General features: G+C 55.7%; 20 protein-coding genes and 1 tRNA gene. 18 read left to right on the top strand and 3 right to left on the bottom strand.

Annotated elements, in window-relative coordinates:
* Positions 1 to 4: 4 nt before the first annotated feature.
* The 3 genes from MTP43_RS11120 to MTP43_RS11110 form a co-directional block, all read right to left on the bottom strand.
* Positions 5 to 736 carry a hypothetical protein gene (locus tag MTP43_RS11120; RefSeq protein WP_097785650.1) on the bottom strand — a complete coding sequence of 244 codons (732 nt, stop codon included), beginning with the start codon at positions 734 to 736 and terminating at the stop codon, positions 5 to 7.
* On the bottom strand, positions 733 to 1,275 hold the full coding sequence (locus MTP43_RS11115) for an RNA polymerase sigma factor (RefSeq protein WP_227622277.1): 543 nt from the start codon (positions 1,273 to 1,275) through the stop codon (positions 733 to 735). Before MTP43_RS11115 ends, MTP43_RS11120 begins: the two co-directional genes overlap by 4 nt.
* A 214-nt stretch (positions 1,276 to 1,489) precedes the next feature.
* Positions 1,490 to 1,963: a DUF4968 domain-containing protein gene (locus MTP43_RS11110; RefSeq protein WP_238057093.1), complete on the bottom strand. Its 474-nt coding sequence runs from the start codon at positions 1,961 to 1,963 to the stop codon at positions 1,490 to 1,492.
* A 140-nt stretch (positions 1,964 to 2,103) separates the two neighbouring features.
* Here MTP43_RS11110 and MTP43_RS11105 point away from each other — a divergent pair, with 140 nt between their 5' ends.
* The 18 genes from MTP43_RS11105 (at position 2,104) to MTP43_RS11020 (ending at position 17,446) form a co-directional block, all read left to right on the top strand.
* On the top strand, positions 2,104 to 2,430 hold the full coding sequence (locus MTP43_RS11105; protein WP_238057092.1) for a helix-turn-helix domain-containing protein: 327 nt from the start codon (positions 2,104 to 2,106) through the stop codon (positions 2,428 to 2,430).
* 117 nt (positions 2,431 to 2,547) lie between these two features.
* Positions 2,548 to 2,624, top strand: a tRNA-Met gene (locus MTP43_RS11100).
* 553 nt (positions 2,625 to 3,177) lie between these two features.
* Positions 3,178 to 4,629, top strand: a complete 1,452-nt coding sequence (locus tag MTP43_RS11095) for a ParB/RepB/Spo0J family partition protein (RefSeq protein ID WP_178646086.1) — start codon at positions 3,178 to 3,180, stop codon at positions 4,627 to 4,629.
* A gap of 285 nt (positions 4,630 to 4,914) precedes the next feature.
* Entirely contained in the window at positions 4,915 to 5,256 is a 342-nt protein-coding gene (locus MTP43_RS11090) for a DUF7768 domain-containing protein (protein WP_148336334.1), read from the top strand.
* On the top strand, positions 5,256 to 5,969 hold the full coding sequence (locus MTP43_RS11085; RefSeq protein WP_158365360.1) for an antirestriction protein ArdA: 714 nt from the start codon (positions 5,256 to 5,258) through the stop codon (positions 5,967 to 5,969). Before MTP43_RS11090 ends, MTP43_RS11085 begins: the two co-directional genes overlap by 1 nt.
* A gap of 128 nt (positions 5,970 to 6,097) precedes the next feature.
* Entirely contained in the window at positions 6,098 to 6,493 is a 396-nt protein-coding gene (locus MTP43_RS11080) for a PcfB family protein (protein WP_158365361.1), read from the top strand.
* Positions 6,480 to 8,333 carry a VirD4-like conjugal transfer protein, CD1115 family gene (locus tag MTP43_RS11075; protein WP_249234819.1) on the top strand — a complete coding sequence of 618 codons (1,854 nt, stop codon included), beginning with the start codon at positions 6,480 to 6,482 and terminating at the stop codon, positions 8,331 to 8,333. Before MTP43_RS11080 ends, MTP43_RS11075 begins: the two co-directional genes overlap by 14 nt.
* A gap of 98 nt (positions 8,334 to 8,431) precedes the next feature.
* Positions 8,432 to 8,644: a Maff2 family protein gene (locus MTP43_RS11070; protein ID WP_014080814.1), complete on the top strand. Its 213-nt coding sequence runs from the start codon at positions 8,432 to 8,434 to the stop codon at positions 8,642 to 8,644.
* A 9-nt stretch (positions 8,645 to 8,653) separates the two neighbouring features.
* On the top strand, positions 8,654 to 9,520 hold the full coding sequence (locus MTP43_RS11065; protein WP_249234818.1) for a VirB6/TrbL-like conjugal transfer protein, CD1112 family: 867 nt from the start codon (positions 8,654 to 8,656) through the stop codon (positions 9,518 to 9,520).
* Between the two features lie 53 nt (positions 9,521 to 9,573).
* A complete protein-coding gene (locus tag MTP43_RS11060; protein WP_074664075.1) occupies positions 9,574 to 10,122 on the top strand; it encodes a septation protein SpoVG family protein in 549 nt (182 codons plus the stop codon).
* Positions 10,112 to 10,906, top strand: a complete 795-nt coding sequence (locus MTP43_RS11055) for a DNA-methyltransferase (RefSeq protein WP_249234817.1) — start codon at positions 10,112 to 10,114, stop codon at positions 10,904 to 10,906. The genes MTP43_RS11060 and MTP43_RS11055 overlap by 11 nt, the downstream gene beginning before the upstream one ends.
* Positions 10,903 to 11,502, top strand: coding sequence for an MT-A70 family methyltransferase (locus MTP43_RS11050; RefSeq protein ID WP_249234816.1), 600 nt, complete (start codon positions 10,903 to 10,905; stop codon positions 11,500 to 11,502). Before MTP43_RS11055 ends, MTP43_RS11050 begins: the two co-directional genes overlap by 4 nt.
* Positions 11,490 to 11,885 carry a PrgI family protein gene (locus MTP43_RS11045; RefSeq protein WP_015560022.1) on the top strand — a complete coding sequence of 132 codons (396 nt, stop codon included), beginning with the start codon at positions 11,490 to 11,492 and terminating at the stop codon, positions 11,883 to 11,885. The genes MTP43_RS11050 and MTP43_RS11045 overlap by 13 nt, the downstream gene beginning before the upstream one ends.
* Positions 11,833 to 14,202: a VirB4-like conjugal transfer ATPase, CD1110 family gene (locus MTP43_RS11040; RefSeq protein WP_418249610.1), complete on the top strand. Its 2,370-nt coding sequence runs from the start codon at positions 11,833 to 11,835 to the stop codon at positions 14,200 to 14,202. Before MTP43_RS11045 ends, MTP43_RS11040 begins: the two co-directional genes overlap by 53 nt.
* Positions 14,183 to 15,886 (top strand): C40 family peptidase, encoded by a 1,704-nt coding sequence (locus MTP43_RS11035; protein ID WP_249234815.1) that lies wholly within the window; start codon positions 14,183 to 14,185, stop codon positions 15,884 to 15,886. The genes MTP43_RS11040 and MTP43_RS11035 overlap by 20 nt, the downstream gene beginning before the upstream one ends.
* Before the next feature lie 13 nt (positions 15,887 to 15,899).
* Positions 15,900 to 16,154, top strand: coding sequence for a DUF4315 family protein (locus tag MTP43_RS11030; RefSeq protein ID WP_054328114.1), 255 nt, complete (start codon positions 15,900 to 15,902; stop codon positions 16,152 to 16,154).
* 2 nt (positions 16,155 to 16,156) lie between these two features.
* Positions 16,157 to 16,900, top strand: a complete 744-nt coding sequence (locus MTP43_RS11025) for a DUF4366 domain-containing protein (RefSeq protein WP_249234814.1) — start codon at positions 16,157 to 16,159, stop codon at positions 16,898 to 16,900.
* Between the two features lie 177 nt (positions 16,901 to 17,077).
* The gene (locus MTP43_RS11020; RefSeq protein ID WP_249234813.1) at positions 17,078 to 17,446 is read left to right on the top strand and encodes a cysteine-rich VLP protein; all 369 of its coding nucleotides are present in this window, start codon (positions 17,078 to 17,080) and stop codon (positions 17,444 to 17,446) included.
* Positions 17,447 to 17,465 lie beyond the last annotated feature (19 nt).

Genomic DNA, 17,465 nt, shown 5'->3' with positions numbered 1-17,465 from the left:
CCTTTCAAGCTTCTGCAATATATTCTGACCGGGCGGCAAGCCGGATGCACTGCAACACCATGCAGAGCACCAGTACACCCGCCGCCAGCGGCAGACCTTTCGGCAGTTCCGATAATTGCACGAACCGCAGCAAACACATCTGCCCTGCAAACAGTGGTACAGCCCCGGTCATCATCCATTCCGGGCGCACCCAGCGCAGCAGCAGAAGCAGCTCATTGTTTGCGGTCAGGAATGGCACGGTCAACACCGCCAGCAATTGCCCGATGCTCCATGGCACGGCTGCCCGCACATTGAGTACCAGCACTCCCAGCAGGATCGTTTCCCCCGCCAGCAGCAGCAAAAACCGCATCACCAGCGGACGACCGATTCCTGCATATGTGGCCTGTTCCAGTTCAAGCATCTTATATTGACTTGCCCGGTATAAAAACGGCAGACCGAGCAGGGCTGTCAGCATGGCAAGTGTGCTCAGACCAAACAGTGCATTGCGTAATGTCCATGCCTTCTCCCACAGGGCAAGTTCCCGGCCCACACTGTACAACGCCAGTGCCGCCATTGCTTCCAGCGCCCAGACCTTCCAGCCCAGCAATTTGAACTGGCAGTGCAGCAAATCACGCCAATCACTCCGTTGTTTTACGATATGTTCCGCCCGGCAGCGGCGCAGCAGCGTTTTCGGTGCGGCTGTGTCAAGCTCTGTCGCCAGTGCTCTGGACAGTTCTTTTTCAAAGGCTCGATTCATCTCCAGTCCTCCTTTTCCAATTGCATTTTCAAGGTTTTCAATGCGGCACGCAGGCGGGACTGCACTGTGCGCAGGGGCAGACCTGTGATCTGCGCGATCTCCCGCAATTTAAGCTGTTGTGCGAACCGCAGCAATACCAGTTCCCGCTGTTCCGGCTCCAGCTGGGCCGTCAGCGCTCGCAGGTTTGCTTTCTCCTCTGCCGCAGCAAAGCCGCTTTCCTGATAGGCGGGTTCGCCCGGCAAGCTCTCCAGCGATACCTCCGTCCGCTCCATCGTACGGTTCAGATCGATGCAAATGTTTTTTGCGATTTTGTACAGAAAGGGACGGAATGCCCCCTGAAATCCACCACAGGAATCCAGCCAGCGCACCGCTTTCAAAAAGGTTTCCTGTGCTGCATCCTGCGCCTGCTGCTCGTCCGCTGTATGCCAACGGCAATAGTTCAGAATTTGTGGATAGTACGCTGTAATCAGAGTGTCCAGCGCACCCGTATCTCCGCTCTGCACTTTCCGCAGCAATAATTCTGTCTGGATACGGTTCACCCCCTTCCTGTCTATTAAAACGTCCCATATCATCAAAATGATTTCTGTTTTTTCAAAAATTTCAAATAATTGCCTTTATTATGTTCTTATAGCTTTATTATAATAAAGAGCCTTGTGTTTTTCCTTGTCAAGAGGGCTGGCACCGTCCAGCCCTCTCTCTTTTTGCCAAAGTTTCCCTTGTCTTTTCTTGCAAGTTGCCGAAAGTGACGTGTTTTCAAAAGTTCGCGTTTGCGAAGCGCAGCGGAGCAATGAAAGCCCCAGTGGGGCTTTTAAGCGACAGAACGGTCTTGCGTAAGCAAGATGGAGGGGCCTTGCCCCGACAAGTTCGTGTTTGCGAAGCGCAGCGGAGCAATGAAAGCCCCAGTGGGGCTTTTAAGCGACCGAACGGTCTTGCGTAAGCAAGATGGAGGGGCCCCGCCCCGACAAGTTCGCGTTTGGTGTAAGAATCGGGCGTGTGGTGGATGCGTGTAGACCTGTAAAGGGCTGCGTCAGGGAGTGGCTTTATCCGATCCTCCCATGCGGTGGTCATCAGGACGTAGGGCTCCTCTGCCAGCTCATGGTCAAAGCTTGCGCGGACGCGGACGATCTCATCGGTCACAAAGCAGACCTTGACATCAGCGTTATCAGTATGCAGCAGGAAAGCGCCGTTCTTGCGCTCCATGCCGGTAAAACGGGAGCAGATCTCCATAGCTTTTACTCCTCTCAGTTGATTTTTGATAAAAAATGCCCCCATTCCCCTTTAGATGCAGGATATCTTCAGAGAAATGGGGGCAACGTATTCGTTGCTTTACCCGGAACAGTCAGGGATTAGAACACCCAGCAGCACCAGTGTACTGGTCGCGCGCGGTGGCCTACCTTCAGACCCATTATCAGGACCCGACCCTTACCACCGCGCAGCTGGCGCAAGAGCTTTACGCCAGCCGGGAGCACCTTTCCCGTGCGTTCAAGGAGTGCACCATGGAGAGCATCCACAACTACCTGACCTATCTGCGGATGCAGCACTGCCGCAAGGCGCTGGAAGAGGGCGTTTCCGTCCTGAATGCCTGCACCGAAAGCGGCTTTCCGGATTACAGCAGCTTCCTGAAAACCTTCCGCCGTCTGTACAGCATCACCCCCGCCGAATACCGCGCACAGCACCGGACAATGGTGCGTTAAAAGCTGCGGCAGGAGAATACGAAAATTTTTCTCAAAAAGGGTTGACATTCTACCCGCTCTGTGGTATTATACTTGAGCAGTCAGCGAGAGCCGCTGAAAAGCAAAAAAAGTAAATATCGCGGGGTGGAGCAGTCTGGTAGCTCGTCGGGCTCATAACCCGAAGGTCGTTGGTTCAAATCCGGCCCCCGCAACCACCAAGCAGGTTGAATTTTTTAAATTCAACCTGCTTTTTTTGTGTTCACATCAAAGTGGGAAGCGCCGCCGCTGTTGCACATTGTGCAGCGTGAACAGTGTAGAATATTATTATAACTTTTTATATTTGATCAGTGTGCAAAAAGAAACTGTCCTACGTTAAATGTTCACATCGTTCGGGTTGAACATTGTGGGTGCGGAATGCTGTGTTTCCAGGTCTGAATGCCCACATTGTTCAAAACTCTGTGGGTCATAGGCGCAGCCCGCTGCGGCTTGAACAGTGTAGCCCGCTGCGGGCAGCGCAGCCGAAGTCAGTATGTGTTTGTCATGCATTTATCATATGATTGTTTCCTATTAGGAACGCTGTAAATACAAGGCTTTTCGGAGCCTACGAACCCAAAAAAATAATATTTGATCTATCACATTACACAAAAAGCCGTCCGGCGTTCAAATCGGGCGGCTTTTTTGCGTGGATAGACCGGAAGGAGGCGGAAAAATAATTACAGAAATTTAACCCGCAAAATTGTGCAACTTTCACGAAAAGGAGGATAGTGAATGGCAGATGAAAAATTGAACACAGGCCCCGGTGAGGAGAAGCTCCCGGAGGCTCCCGCTCCTGTTACGGTTGACGGGCCCCAGGCTCCAGCTCCCGAACAGACTGCCGCTCCCACACCCCAGCAGGAGGGGCCTGCCCAGCCCGAGCCCGGTGATGTGGTGGTGTCCTTTGACAAAATCAATGAGCTGATGAATGAAAAGCGGCAGACAGCCCGGGCCGAGGTAGAAAAAGAGGCGGCGGCAAAAGAGCCGGAGGAGAAAACGCAGGAGGAACCTCCCGCCGCTGGGGATGGCGAACCGAAAAAGGCCCGTCGGGGCCGTCCTCCAAAAGAGGAAAAAGCGGAGCCTGCTGGCAAGGAGGCGGCGAAGCCCCGCAAGGGCCGCCCACCCAAGGCGGATAAGGCGGCCCCCGGCGAGGCCACGCCGACTAAGCGAGACAAATTGTCCCGAAGTGGGAAAAAGGCTGCGGAGGTTAAAGCTGCCCCGGAACCCGAAAAGGCCCCACCCGAAAATGCGGCTCCGGCCCCGGAACAGGCTCCGCCTGAGCCAGCCGCTCCACCCCGTCCTGTGGAGGAAGGAAAGCTGGTCTATCTGAAACTTTCCGAAATGCATCCGTTCCACACATTCCGCCCCCACCCGTTTAAGGTGCGGGACGACGCCAAAATGCAGGAAACGGTAGCGTCCATCAAGGCAAACGGCGTAATGGTTCCTGGTCTTGCCCGCCCGGAAAAGGATGGCAACGGTTATGAGATCGTGGCGGGCCATCGCCGCCATCATGGTTGTGAGCTGGCCGGGCTGGAGGAAATGCCCTTTATCGTCCGGGAAATGACTGACCACGAGGCGGTACAGGCCATGAAGGACAGCAACAAGCAGAGGGATCAGACGCTCCCCAGCGAACTGGCCGCCCTGTTGGAACTGGAAGTGGAGGACATCAAGCACCAGGGCGGGCGGCTGAAAAATGTGGCCGAGGGCGATATTGGAAAACGCTCCGTTGAGATCGTGGGCGAGGCGCACGACATGAACTATAAAAAGGTCATGCGTTATCTGCGGCTGAACTCCCTTGTGCCGGAACTGCTGGACAAGGTGGACGATAAAAAAATGGGCTTTATGCCCGCTGTGGAGATTTCCTATATCCGCCCCAAAAACCAGCGGCTGATCGCTGTTTCCATTGACGGAGAACAGGCATCCCCCTCTCTGGCCCAAGCGAAAAAGCTCCGGGAGCTGGACAAGGACGGGAAACTCAATGGTGATGTCATTGATGGCATCTTATCAGAAAAGAAAAAGGAGGATCGAGGCGTGATTATTTCTACCGCTGAACTGGAAAAGTATTTTGGCAAGGAGGCCACTCCCGCCAAAATGAAGGAGCAGATCATGACTTTGCTTGACGAGTGGAAAGAGAAACAGCCGCCCGAACTGGCGAAGGCTCCGAAAAAGATGGAGCAGGACAAGTAACCACTTCGAGACATTTTGTCCCGAGGGCCCTGCCCTCCGCATCATGGCTCTGGTGGTATATATCCCCCGTCGCCGCCTGTTTTTTCGTACAGCCGGGAGCGGGCTGTCAAGGGTGCATCGCACCGCCGTTTTACGGCGGCCTGCCCTTGACGGTCTGCCCCGGCTGTGCTATTTCCCCGGCAAGCGGCGGGGGTATATCCTCCAGAGCCGCCCCCTTTCCCATGATTGGGAAAGGGCGGGGGGATTGGGCTGAACTTTCTTATTAAAATATCGGAGGTATTGACTATGAAGCGTCCCCTTGCATACATTACCGCCGCATGGTTGAGCGGCGACAGTGAAAACGCAGAACAGGCCGCCCGCTACTGCCGGGCGGTTTATGAGGCAGGCTTTTCCCCGATCTGCCCGCTCCTTTATCTGCCCCTGTTTCTCAATGACGCAGTACCCGAGGAGCATAAAAGCGGCATCGACATGGGCCGTGACCTGCTCCGCCGCTCCCATGTGCTGGTGGTCTGCGGCCACACCATGACCGAGGCCATGAAAAATGATATTGCCGTGGCCCAGCGGCTGGGAATTACCGCCACCACCCTTGAGGGCATCCTGACCGTCAAGGGACAGGGCAAACGCTGATGGAGTCTGTTTTTGAGGCTTTCATTTCAAATCCTGCCCTTTACAGTGCGGGGCATCTGGTGGGGGAAACGCTGCATTTCCCCACCAACACGGAGGAGGTGCAGTCCCTCTTAAAGCGGATCGGCGTGGACGGGGTGCGCTGCCAGGAATACTTTATTATCTCCTTTGACAGCGACATTCTCGGCCTTTATGACTATCTGGGCGAGTATGAAAACATTGACGAGCTCAACCATCTGGCCCATCTGCTGAAGGAGCTCTCCCCATCAGAACGGGAAACGCTGGAGGCGGTTATGGACAGCGGCCAGCATTGTGGCTCGGTGCAGGACTTGATCAACCTTACGCAAAATCTGGACTGCTACGACTTTCATCCCGGCGTGGACAATGAGGAAATGCTGGGCCGCCTTTATGTGGAGGATATGGAAAGTCTCGAAGTGCCGGATAATATAAAACCCTACTTTGACTTTGAAGCATACGGGCGGGACATTTCCATCAACGAAAACGGACACTTTGCACCGGGCGGCTATGTGACGAAGGTAAGTGACGATTTCCGGGAGGTCTACCACGGCCCCCAGGACATCCCCGCTGAACACAGGGTTTTTGCTTACCCCCAGCTTTCGATCCGGGAGCAGATGGCCGCTTATCAAGAAATTATTGACGGTTCCTCAAAGGAGGGGTTCCAGCGGCTGGCTGAAAAACACCACGAGGAACGGTAACGGGGACTTCGAGACAATTTGTCCCAAGGCGAAAGGAGGCGGTGTAACTGATTGATGAAGAAATTTCCCGGAGCTCCATAGCGATTTCTGTCCGGGCCAGCAAGCTGACAGCCCGGGGGCTGGCCTATGTGCTCCGGGCGGCGGGCCGCCAGATCGCCAAACGGCATAAGAAAGCCCAAAGGCCCCACGGCAGGCAGAGCGTGAAAAAGCTCATGGCTCACGGCGAAAATGTGAACAGCATCGAGGTGGAGGCCCCGAAGCTCTTTGACCGTATGGCCCGCCGTTTTCATGTGGACTATGCCTTTTACAAAACCGGGCCGGACAAATACCTGCTGTTTTTCAAGGCAGGACAGGCGGATGCAATTACCGCCTGTTTTGAGCGGTATTCCCGCAGGCTTCTGGAACAGTCAAAATCCAGCCGCATCCCCATCCGGGAACAGCTCAAAAAAGCGGCGGAACAGCTTGTAAAGGAACCGCCCAAAACACAGGAACGGACAAAGGAGGTGGTTCGTGAAGAACGATAGCATCAAAAAATACATTATTCCCAACATCCCGTATCTGTTTGTCCTGTGGGCCTTTCTCAAACTTGGGACGGCCTACCGTCTGGCGGCGGGTGCGGATTTTGCTCATAAGCTCATGGGGCTGGGCCAGACCATTGGCCCGGCCTTTGCCGACTTTGCCCCGGGGCTTGCTCCTTTTGACTGGCTTGTTGGCATTGTGGGGACTGTGGCGTTCCGGGTGATGGTCTATGTGAAAAGCAAAAACGCCAAAAAATTTCGGCGGGATGAGGAGTATGGATCAGCCCGTTGGGGCTGTCCGAAAGATATAGCCCCTTTCGTAGATCCAAAGTTTGAAAACAACATCATTCTGACCGGGACGGAGTTCCTTACCATGAATACCCGTCCGAAAAATCCGGCCAACGCCCGCAACCTCAATGCCTGTGTGATCGGTTCGTCCGGCTCCGGCAAAACCCGGTTCTGGCTTACCCCGCAGATTTTGCAGGCCAGCGCAGACAAAAACGGCGGATGCAGCTATGTGTGTGTCGATCCCAAAGGAGGCGTTCTTGGGCAGGTGGGCCACTTCCTGCAAAAGCGTGGGTATCGGATCAAGGTGTTCAATTCCATTGATTTCACAAAATCCATGCACTATAACCCGCTGGCGTATATCAAGACCGAGGCGGACATTCTAAAGTTTGTCAATGCCCTTATTTCCAACACAAAAGGCGAAGGCAAGGAAGGCGATCCATTCTGGACAAAATCGGAAACCCTGCTTTACTGCGCCCTCATCGCCTATATCATTTTCGAGGGCCCCGCCGAGGATCGGAACATGAACACATTGGTTGACATGATTTCCGGGATGGAGGTCAAGGAGGATGACGAGGATTTTATGAACGCCGTGGACTATATGTTTGCGGGCCTGGAAAAACGAAAGCCGGATTGCTTTGCGGTCAAGCAGTATAAAAAATACAAACTGGCCAGCGGCAAAACAGCGAAGTCGATCCTTATTTCCTGCGGTGCAAGGCTGGCTCCCTTTGACATCCCCCAGCTTAGGGAGGTCATGGCCTATGACGAGCTGGAGCTTGACCGCATCGGGGATCGAAAAACGGCGGTGTTCTTTATCATCTCGGACACTACGCAAACCTATAATTTCCTTGTGGCTCTGGCCTTTTCGCAGATGTTCAATCTGCTGTGCGAGAGGGCCGACAATGTTCACGGAGGCCGCCTGCCCCATCATGTACGGGTGCTGTGGGACGAGGCCGCCAACACAGGGCAGGTTCCCCAGCTTGAAAAAATTGTGGCTGTCATCCGTTCCCGTGAGATCAGCTTGACGCTGTTCTATCAGCAGTTGGCCCAGTGTAAGGCGATTTACGATAAACACGCCGAAACCATTTTGGGAAATATGGACAGCGTGATATTCCTCGGGGGCCGGGAGGCCAGCACCATCAAGGAAATATCCGAGAACTGGCTGGGTAAGGCTACAATCTCCATGCAGACGGACAGCCGCTCCCGTGGCCAGTCGGAAAGCTACAGTCAAAATAACCAGCGGCTGGGCCGGGAGCTGATGACACCCAGCGAGCTGGCAACCATGCCCGGGGATAAGTGCATTTTACAGCTTCGGGGCCTGCCCCCGTTCTATTCCCCGAAATACGATTTGAAAAAGCACCCGAACTACCGATATACGGCTGAAGCCGACAAAAAGAAAAACGCCTTTGACCTTGACCGGCTCATTAACCGCCGCAGGCGGCCCGGGCCGGACGAGCTGTGTGAGGTGTATGCCGTGGCTGTGCCGGACGATGGGCTCACAAGCGAGGACGAGGACATCCTCAATTATGATGACATCGACGATCCGGACGCCTTTGCATAAATAGGGCTTTGGGACAAAGTGTCCCGAAGTATGTAACCTGCCGCCAGAAATGGCGGCTTTTTTCATGGCCGGGAATACCCCGGAGAAAAGGAGGCTCTATGCAGTTTTTCACTTCCGCTATTGATACTTTGCAGACTCTTGTTGTAGCCCTCGGCGCTGGACTTGGCGTGTGGGGCGTTGTCAATCTGCTGGAGGGCTACGGATCGGACAACCCAGGTTCCAAAAGCCAGGGCATGAAGCAGCTCATGGCTGGCGGCGGCATCATCCTTTTGGGAACCACGCTGATCCCCCTGCTGTCTGGCTTGTTCTAAGGAGGGCTTATGGATTTTCTCACCGACTGGCTCACGAACTGGCTGAAAGAGCTGTTGATCAGCGGCATCATGGGGAACCTCGAAGGGCTCTTTGATACCGTCAATGCCAAAGTCGGAGAGATTGCGGTACAGGTAGGGACTACCCCGGCGGCATGGAACGCCGGGGTTTTCTCCCTCATCCGCCAGCTTTCCGAAACGGTGATCCTACCGATTGCCGGATTGGTGCTGACCTTTGTTGCCACCTACGAGCTGATACAGATGCTTTTGGAAAAGAACAATATGCACGAGTTTGATGTGGCGAATATCTACAAATGGGTATTCAAGACCGCTTGTGCCATCCTCATTCTTTCCAACACCTTTGATATTGTCATGGCGGTGTTCGATGTGTCGCAGAGCGTAATTGCGGATGCGGCGGGGCTCATTCAGGGCTCCACCGACATTACGCCGGATATGCTGGCGGAGCTGGAAACCACGCTGGAGGGCATGGACTTGGGGCCGCTCCTTGGCCTGTGGCTCCAGTCCTCTGTGATCGGGCTGACCATGCAGATCATGGGGATCATCATTTTCGTTCTGGTGTACGGAAGAATGATTGAAATATATTTAATGACCAGTCTGGCCCCTCTCCCCGTTGCCACGCTTTCCAACCGGGAGCTGGGCAGCACAGGGCAGAACTACCTAAAATCCCTGTTCGCCGTGGGCTTTCAAGGGATGCTCATACTGGTCTGTGTTGCGATCTATGCGGTGCTCGTCCAGGGCATCGCCACAGGCGGCGATCCGATTGGAGCGATATGGGGAACCGTAGGCTATACGGTTCTTCTGTGCTTCATGCTGTTTAAGACAGGCGGCATCGCCCAGCGCATCTTCGGGGCGCATTAAACAGACGGACTTCGGGACAATTTGTCCCGAGGCCGGGAAAGGAGGAAATGATTTTGGATAAGGATGTCATATTAACCCCGGAACAGATCGCCGCCGAGGAGCGGCGCTGGCTGTTCGATGCGCCGATTGCGGAACTGGCCGAGGTAAAAGGCGTGACGGTGGACGAGGCGGTTAAGCTGCGGACGGACGCAATTTTGCAGGAGGCCGCTGTTCCCATCGAAGTCACGGTTCGCCCGATTGAGCCCCAGGGCAAGCTCATCGGCTTTGCCAGCGTCAACTATGGCGGTGTAGTAATTGACGATTTCAAGGTGGTGGATGGTAAGAACGGGATTTTCCTCGGGGCTCCCAGCAAACCCGATCCCACCAGCAGGACGGGCTACCGTTCTACAGTGCGGATCAATGACCGGGCCACCCAGGAGCGGCTCAATGCGGCGGGAGCCCAGGCGTACCATTCAGCGGTGGAAAAGCTCATCGCCCGGGCCGAGGCAGTCCGCCCCACCCCGATCAAGGAGCAGATGGCACAGGCCGCAAGGGAGGCCGGGAAGGAAAATGCCGCCCGAACCGCCCCGGCAAAGAAGAAGGAGGCCCGGGATGACAGGTGATGTGACCTCGAGACAAATTGTCCCGAAGTCTCCAGCCTGCCCGGAGGGGCTGTTTTTGATGGACGGGATTGAAGGGCTGCGCTCTTTGCCGAAGCACTCGGTTGATATGCTCCTTACCGATCCGCCCTATGGCACTACCCGGAACTTTTGGGATGTGCCGCTCCCGCTCCCGGAGCTGTGGGAGGCGGTCAAGTGGGCGGTCAAGCCGGATGGCGCAGTGCTGTTTTTCGCACAATGCCCCTATGATAAGGTACTGGGGGCATCCAACCTCTCTATGCTCCGCTATGAATGGGTGTGGTACAAAAGCAGGTGTACTGGCTTTCTCAACGCAAGGCGGGCTCCCCTAAAGCGGACGGAAAACATTCTGGTGTTTTATCAAAAATTGCCCTATTACGATCCGCAGTTTGAACAGGGCAAGCCCTATAAGAAAATTTCCCGTGAAGGGAGCAACAGCCCCAACTATGGAAAATTTCTGCGTTCCAGCAGTGGATCAGAGGATGGCCTTCGTTTCCCCGGAAACCTGCTGGCCTTTTCTTCCGTACAGCGCACCGTCCACCCTACGCAAAAGCCCGTGGAGCTGTGCGAGTATCTCATCAGAACCTATACCCGGCCCGGGGAGGTAGTGGCAGACATCTGCGCTGGCTCCGGCACGACTGCTGTGGCTGCTGTCAATACGGGCCGCCGCTTTGTATGCTTTGAAACCGCCCCGGCCTTTTACGCCCCGGCTACAGAACGCATCCGGCTGGCTACTGAGGCGGTCAAAGCCGGGCAGAAAGGAGTATGACTATCGGAAACTATTCTATCATTTACGCCGATCCCCCTTGGCAGTACCAGCGCAATAAAGTACAGGGGGCGGCAGAAAACCATTATCCCACAATGGGGATTGACGAGCTGTGTGCGCTCCCGGTGGCTGATCTGGCCGCCCCGGACAGCGCACTTTTTTTGTGGGCGACTTTCCCCCAGCTCCCGGAGGCCCTGCGGCTCATAGAGGCGTGGGGCTTCCGCTATAAGTCGGTGGCCTTTGTCTGGCTGAAAAAGAATAAAAAGGCAGACAGTTGGTTTTATGGTCTTGGCTTCTGGACGAGGGGAAATGCGGAGATCTGCCTGCTGGCTACCAAGGGCCATCCCAAACGGAAGGCGGCAAATATCCATCAGTTTATCATTTCCCCGATTGAAGCCCACAGCAAAAAGCCGGACGAGGCCCGGGAAAAGATCGTGGCCCTTATGGGCGACCTGCCCCGGGTGGAGCTCTTTGCCAGACAGTCCCCGCCCGGCTGGGAGGTGTGGGGAAATGAAGTGAAAAGCACGATCCCGGACTTTGGGACAAAGTGTCCCGAGGTTAAAGGGGCTGGAAAGGAGGCTGATCCATGCCCTATGTGAATGTACCCAACGACCTGTCAAAAGTAAAAACCAAAATGGCCCTAAACCTTACCAAGCGCCAGCTCATCTGTTTTGGCTGTGCGGCGGCGGTAGGCATCCCGTCCTATCTGCTGGCCCGAGGCTCTATCGGTAATACCGGGGCCATGTTCCTTATGCTGGCCGTGATGCTCCCGGCGTTTCTTCTGGCCATGTATGAAAAGGACGGGCTCCCGGCGGAAAAGGTGCTGAAAAACATCATACGGGCCCGGTTTCTGCGTCCCGGAGTCAGGCCCTATCAGACACAAAACATTTACGCCCCCTTTGCCGGACGGGGCGCTGTGAGAAAGGAGGATGCGATTGCGAAAGGCAAATCAAACCAGCGGAAGAAAAACCGCAAAGGCTAAAAACAGGGCGGCCCTGTCCGCCCAGCAGACGATCCCCTATGTGGCGATGCACCCGGACGGGGTATGCAAGCTCCCCGGCGGGCTCTACACAAAGACCGTGGAATATGAGGACATCAATTATTCCGTGGCATCCACCGAGGATCAGACTGCAATCTTTGGCGGCTGGAGCTCATTCCTCAACTACTTTGACAGCTCCCTGCCGTTCCAGCTTTCCTTTATCAACCGCCGCTCCCACTCCCGGAGCCGCTATAAGGTAAACATTCCCCAGGCGGATGATGATTTTAACAGCGTCCGGGAGGAATTTACCGGGATGCTGAAAAACCAGATCGCCCGGTCTAACAACGGGATTGAACGCTCCAAGTACATTACTTTCGGCATCCCAGCCGGAGGGATCGTGGAGGCCCGGCCCCGTCTGGAGCGTGTGGAGGCCGATGTGATGGGCAACTTTAAGCGGCTGGGTGTTCCCTGTGAACCGATGGACGGGCGGGCAAGACTGGCCCTGCTTCACAGCCAGATGCATCCGGGCAACCGGGAACCGTTCTGCTTTTCATGGAAGGACATCCCGCAGACGGGGCTCGGCACCAAGGACTATATCGCCCCGGACAGCTTTGACTTCCGGCACTCCCGCCTGTTCCGGGTGGGCCAGTATTGGGGCGCTGTTTCCTACTTGCAGATTTTGGCGTCTGAGCTCTCGGATAAACTGCTGGCAGAAATCCTGGAGCTGGATGCGGAAATGACTGTAACCCTCCATATCCAGACGGTGGATCAGCTAAAGGCCATCAAAACCATCAAGGGAAAAATCTCCGACATCGGGAAAATGAAGGTGGAGGAACAGCGGAAGGCTGTCCGGGCCGGGTACGATCCCGACATTCTCCCGCCCGACCTCATTACCTTTTCCAAGGATGCGGCGGAGCTTCTTGCTGACCTCCAGTCCCGCAACGAGAGGATGTTCCTTTTGACTTTTACGGTAGTCAATATGGCCCCTACCCGCCAGCGGCTGGAAAACGATGTGTTTACCGTGGGCGGCATCGCACAGAAATACAACTGCGCCCTCAAGCGGCTGGACTGGCAACAGGAACAGGGCTTTGTGTCCTCGCTGGCCCTCGGCTACAACGAAGTGGAGATCCAGCGTGGTATGACAACCAGCTCCACGGCAATTTTCATCCCCTTTATGACAAGGGAGCTGCGGATGGACGGGCAGGCCCTCTACTATGGCATGAACGCCCTTTCCCACAATGTCATTATGGCTGACCGCAAAAAGCTGAAGTCGGCCAACGGAATGTACCTCGGCTCTACGGGCTCGGGAAAATCCTTTGCGGCAAAGCGGGAACTGCTCAATGTCTTTCTGACCATCCCCCAGGATCGGATTATCATTGTTGATCCGATGGGCGAATATGCCCCGCTGGTTCGCAGGCTGGGCGGACAGGTGATCGAGATTGCCCCGGACAGCCCCCACCACCTAAACCCGATGGATGTGGAGCTTAACATGGCCGCCGGGGAGAGCCCTCTTTCCATGAAGGCGGATTTCCTGCTTTCCCTGTGCGAGCTGGTGGTAGGCGGAAAGGAAGGCTTACAGCCCATCGAAAAGACAGTTGTTGACCGCTGTGTGCGGCTGGTGTACCGGGAACAGGCCCTTGGGCTTGATACAGGAAAAACCCCGCTTTTGCAGGACTTGTATGAGGAGCTCTTAAAACAGCCGGAGCCCGAGGCCCGGCGTGTGGCAACTGCCCTTGAGCTCTACTGCACCGGCTCCCTCAACCTGTTTAACCATCCCACGAATGTGAAAACCGACAGCCGGGTGGTGTGTATCGTGCTGAAAAACATGGGAGAAAACCTCCGCAAGATCGCCATGCACATCACAAATGAATTTGTGTCCCAGGCGGTAGATACCAACTTCCGGGAGGGCGTGGCGACATGGTGCTATTTCGATGAGTTCCATGTCCTGCTCCGTGATCCGCTGACCGCCAGCTATTTTGTGGCGGTGTGGAAAATGCTGAGAAAGAAAGGCTGCGTTCCCAGCGCCCTCACGCAGAATGTGAAAGACCTTCTGGCCAGCCGGGAGATCGAGAACATTCTGGATAACACCGACTTTATGATTTTGCTCTCGCAGGCTCAGAGTGACCGGGCGATTTTGGCAAGACAGCTCGGTATTTCCGAGCACCAGCTTTCCTACATTACCCACTCTAATTCCGGCGAGGGCCTGCTGTTTTACGGGAATGTGACCATCCCGTTTGTGGATCGGTTCCCGAAGGGGGAAATCTATGACCTCTTAACCACCCGACCGGAGGATATGAAGAATGAAGCGAAAACCGAATAAACCACGCCCGGAGGCCCAAACGCATACGGAACCCGTAAACGGGGCTGCCGAGCCCGAGGGCTCTGCTTTTGGGGCTGGCTCTGAACAGGAGCCCGGGGCGTCTGGCACTTCGGGACAAAGTGTCCCAAAGTCAAAATTCCGGCAGAAAAGCCAGCAGGAACAAGCGGCGGCATCCAAGCTCCGCATGGAAAAGCGGGGCGAAAAACGGGAGGCCGCCCGGGAAAAGCTGGCAAAGCAGAAGCCGCCCAAACAAAAAGGCCCGATCCGTAAGGCGGCGGGGGCCGCCGGATGGGGCGTTCACGGCTTTGTGCATGGCAAGCTCTACGAGGTGGAACAGGAAAATGTAGGAACCGAAGGGGCCCACCGCTCGGAGCTTGCCGGGGAGGTTGTCCTGCGGCATGGCTCCCGGTTTGTAAAACGCAAAGTCCGGGAGCATCCGGCAAGGGCGGCCAGCCGAGCCGAGGCCAGGTATCAGAAAGCGGCGGCGGATTATCATTTCCACACCGCCGCACAGGAGCACCCGGAGCTTTCCCAAAACTATTTTACCCGGTACTGGCAGAAACAGCGGCTTAGAAGGCAATACCAGAAGCGGGCGAAGGAGGCCGCAAAACAGGGAGCTAAAGCCGCCGGGAAAACAGCCGCCGCCACGGAAAAGCTGACAGCCCGGGCCGCCGGGTTTGTGAAGCGCCATCCAGTCGGATGCCTGCTGGCGCTGGCCTGTGTCCTTGTGATCGTCCTGCTCCAGTCCTGTTCGTCCTCGCTGGTGTCCATCGGCAACGCCGGAGCCGGGGCGCTGGGAGCCACCACTTACCCCTCTGAGGATGAGGCGATTTTAGGGGCGGAGGCGGCTTATGCCGGGCTGGAGGCAGAACTGCAAACCTACCTTGATACCTACGAAAGCACCCACGATTATGACGAGTACCACTTCGATCTGGACGAGATTGAACACGATCCCTATGTGCTTATTTCCCTGCTGTCGGCGCTCCATGAGGGGGAATGGACGCTTTCACAGGTGGAGGGCTCCCTGCAAATGCTCTTTGACCGCCAGTATATTCTGACGGAGCGTGTGGAGGTGGAGACACGCTATGACAGCGACGATGAACCCTATTCGTGGTACATCTGCTATGTGACGCTGGAAAACAAAAACCTGTCCCACCTGCCTGTTTCCTTGTTGAGCGAGGAACAAATGTCCCGGTACTCCATCTATATGTCCACCCTCGGCAACCGTCCCGACCTGTTTCCCGACTCCCCCTATGTGGACAAATACATTACCAACCCGCCGGAGGGCTATGAGGTTCCGGGGGAATATCTGGACGATGAAACATTCGCTGCTATTTTCTCGGAGGCAGAGAAATACATCGGCTATCCCTATGTGTGGGGCGGCTCCAGCCCGTCTACATCTTTTGACTGCTCCGGATATGTGTCATGGGTGATCAATCATTCCGGCTGGAATGTGGGCCGCCTTGGGGCGCAGGGGCTTTACAACATCTGTACTCCGACCAGCTCCCCAAGGTCCGGCGACCTTGTGTTTTTCAAGGGAACCTATGATACCCCGGGCGTGAGCCACTGTGGGATTTATGTAGGCGATGGGCGGATGCTCCATTGTGGCGATCCCATCGGATATGCAAACTTAAATACAAGCTACTGGCAGTCTCATTTTTACGCCTACGGGCGTTTACCATGATTGGAGGTCATTTATGGCAACAGCAAAAAGCATGAAAATCCAGGCCGAGATTGATAAGGTCAAGGCCAAAATCAGCGAACAGCAGGCCCGGCTCAAGGAGCTGGAGCAGAAAAAGCTGGAGGCGGAAAACAGCGAGATCGTGGACATCGTGCGTGGCATGAGCATCCCCCTTGCGGAACTGCCCCTGCTGTTTGAAAAGCTGAAAGGCGGCGGGGCTTTGGGACAAAGTGTCCCGAAGTCCGAGGATGAGGAAAAGGAGGAAAACTGAATATGAAACGGTTTCGAGTTTTGACAGCGGCGCTTTGTGCCGCTGTTTTGTTATGCGGCTTTAGCGTTCCCGCCTATGCCTACGCAGGCGGCGGCGAGGGCGAGGACTACGGCGATCCCACAATGGAACCCCCGGCCCCGGAGCCGACCATTACGCCGGGCGAGGGCTTTTCTGAGGAGGGAAACCTTGTAACCCGTGATCTGCTCTATGACGAGCACACCAACAAGCAGTTTATTACCGTCCAGACCAGCGGCGGCAATACCTTTTACATTGTCATTGATTATGACAAGCCTGTGGACGAGGAAGGCGAACAGTATGAAACCTACTTTTTCAGCGTTGTGGATGAGGGGGATCTGCTGGCCGCAGCCGAGGCCGCTGGCGTGGAACAGGCGGTCTGCTCCTGTCCGGAGAAATGTGCGGCGGGGACTGTCAATACCGACTGCCCGGTGTGCTCCGTCAATCTGGAAAAATGCGTAGGCGCAGAACCGGAGCCCGAGCCTGCCCCGGAGCCTGAGCCGGAACCCGAGAAGCCGGGCAACGCCGGGATGATCCTTTTGGTGCTGGCTGTCATGGGCATCGGCGGCGGGGCCGCATGGTATTTCAAGATTTACCGTCCGAAACACCAGCAGGCTGACCAACCCGAGGAGGACGATGGCGGGGAGTACCCGGACTATGACGAGTTTGAAGATGACGGCCCCCCGTGGGACGAGGAGGACGAAACCGAAGAAAAGGAGGAAATCAGATGAATTTTACCAGCAGTCCCTTTGAACGAATGATGAAAGAAAAACCCCGTCCCCAGGCTCCCGCTGAGAACAGGCCGCCCAGGGGCTCCGCCTGTTATGGCTGCTGTTACTGGCGGGGGATCGCCTGTGTGTCCTGCTACAAGGAGCTTTTGAAGGCCGGGGCTGGCGGGAGGTGATGGATTGTCCCGTGAACTGACACGCAAGGAAAAGACAGCGATCCGCTCTCTTGTGGTAACATGGTGCGCCAACTATGACCGGGAATACGGATGCCTGCCGCTGGATAGCGATTGCTATATGCTGGGTAAATGCTGGACGGGATCATACTGCCGCTATTTCCGGGAGTCCGTCCTGCAACTTGATCCGGCGCTGGAAGCGTCCCTTATGAGCGAGGGCCCAAGGCCGGATTTTAAGATATGCCCGGTATGCGGCGGGCCTGTTCCCCCGGACAGGCGGCAGGCGTACTGTTCGGCGGCCTGTGCAAAGAAAGCCCACCGCCGCCAGCAACGGGAATATATGCGAAGAAAGCGGGGGGCATCCGTTGACAATTAGGGCCTGCAAAACCCGCTTA

It is taken from the genome of Faecalibacterium sp. IP-1-18, assembly GCF_023347355.1.
GTDB classification, from domain to species: domain Bacteria; phylum Bacillota; class Clostridia; order Oscillospirales; family Ruminococcaceae; genus Faecalibacterium; species Faecalibacterium prausnitzii.
The sequence above is the reverse complement of the archived record's forward strand: the minus strand, read 5'-3'. Positions and strand labels throughout refer to the sequence as shown.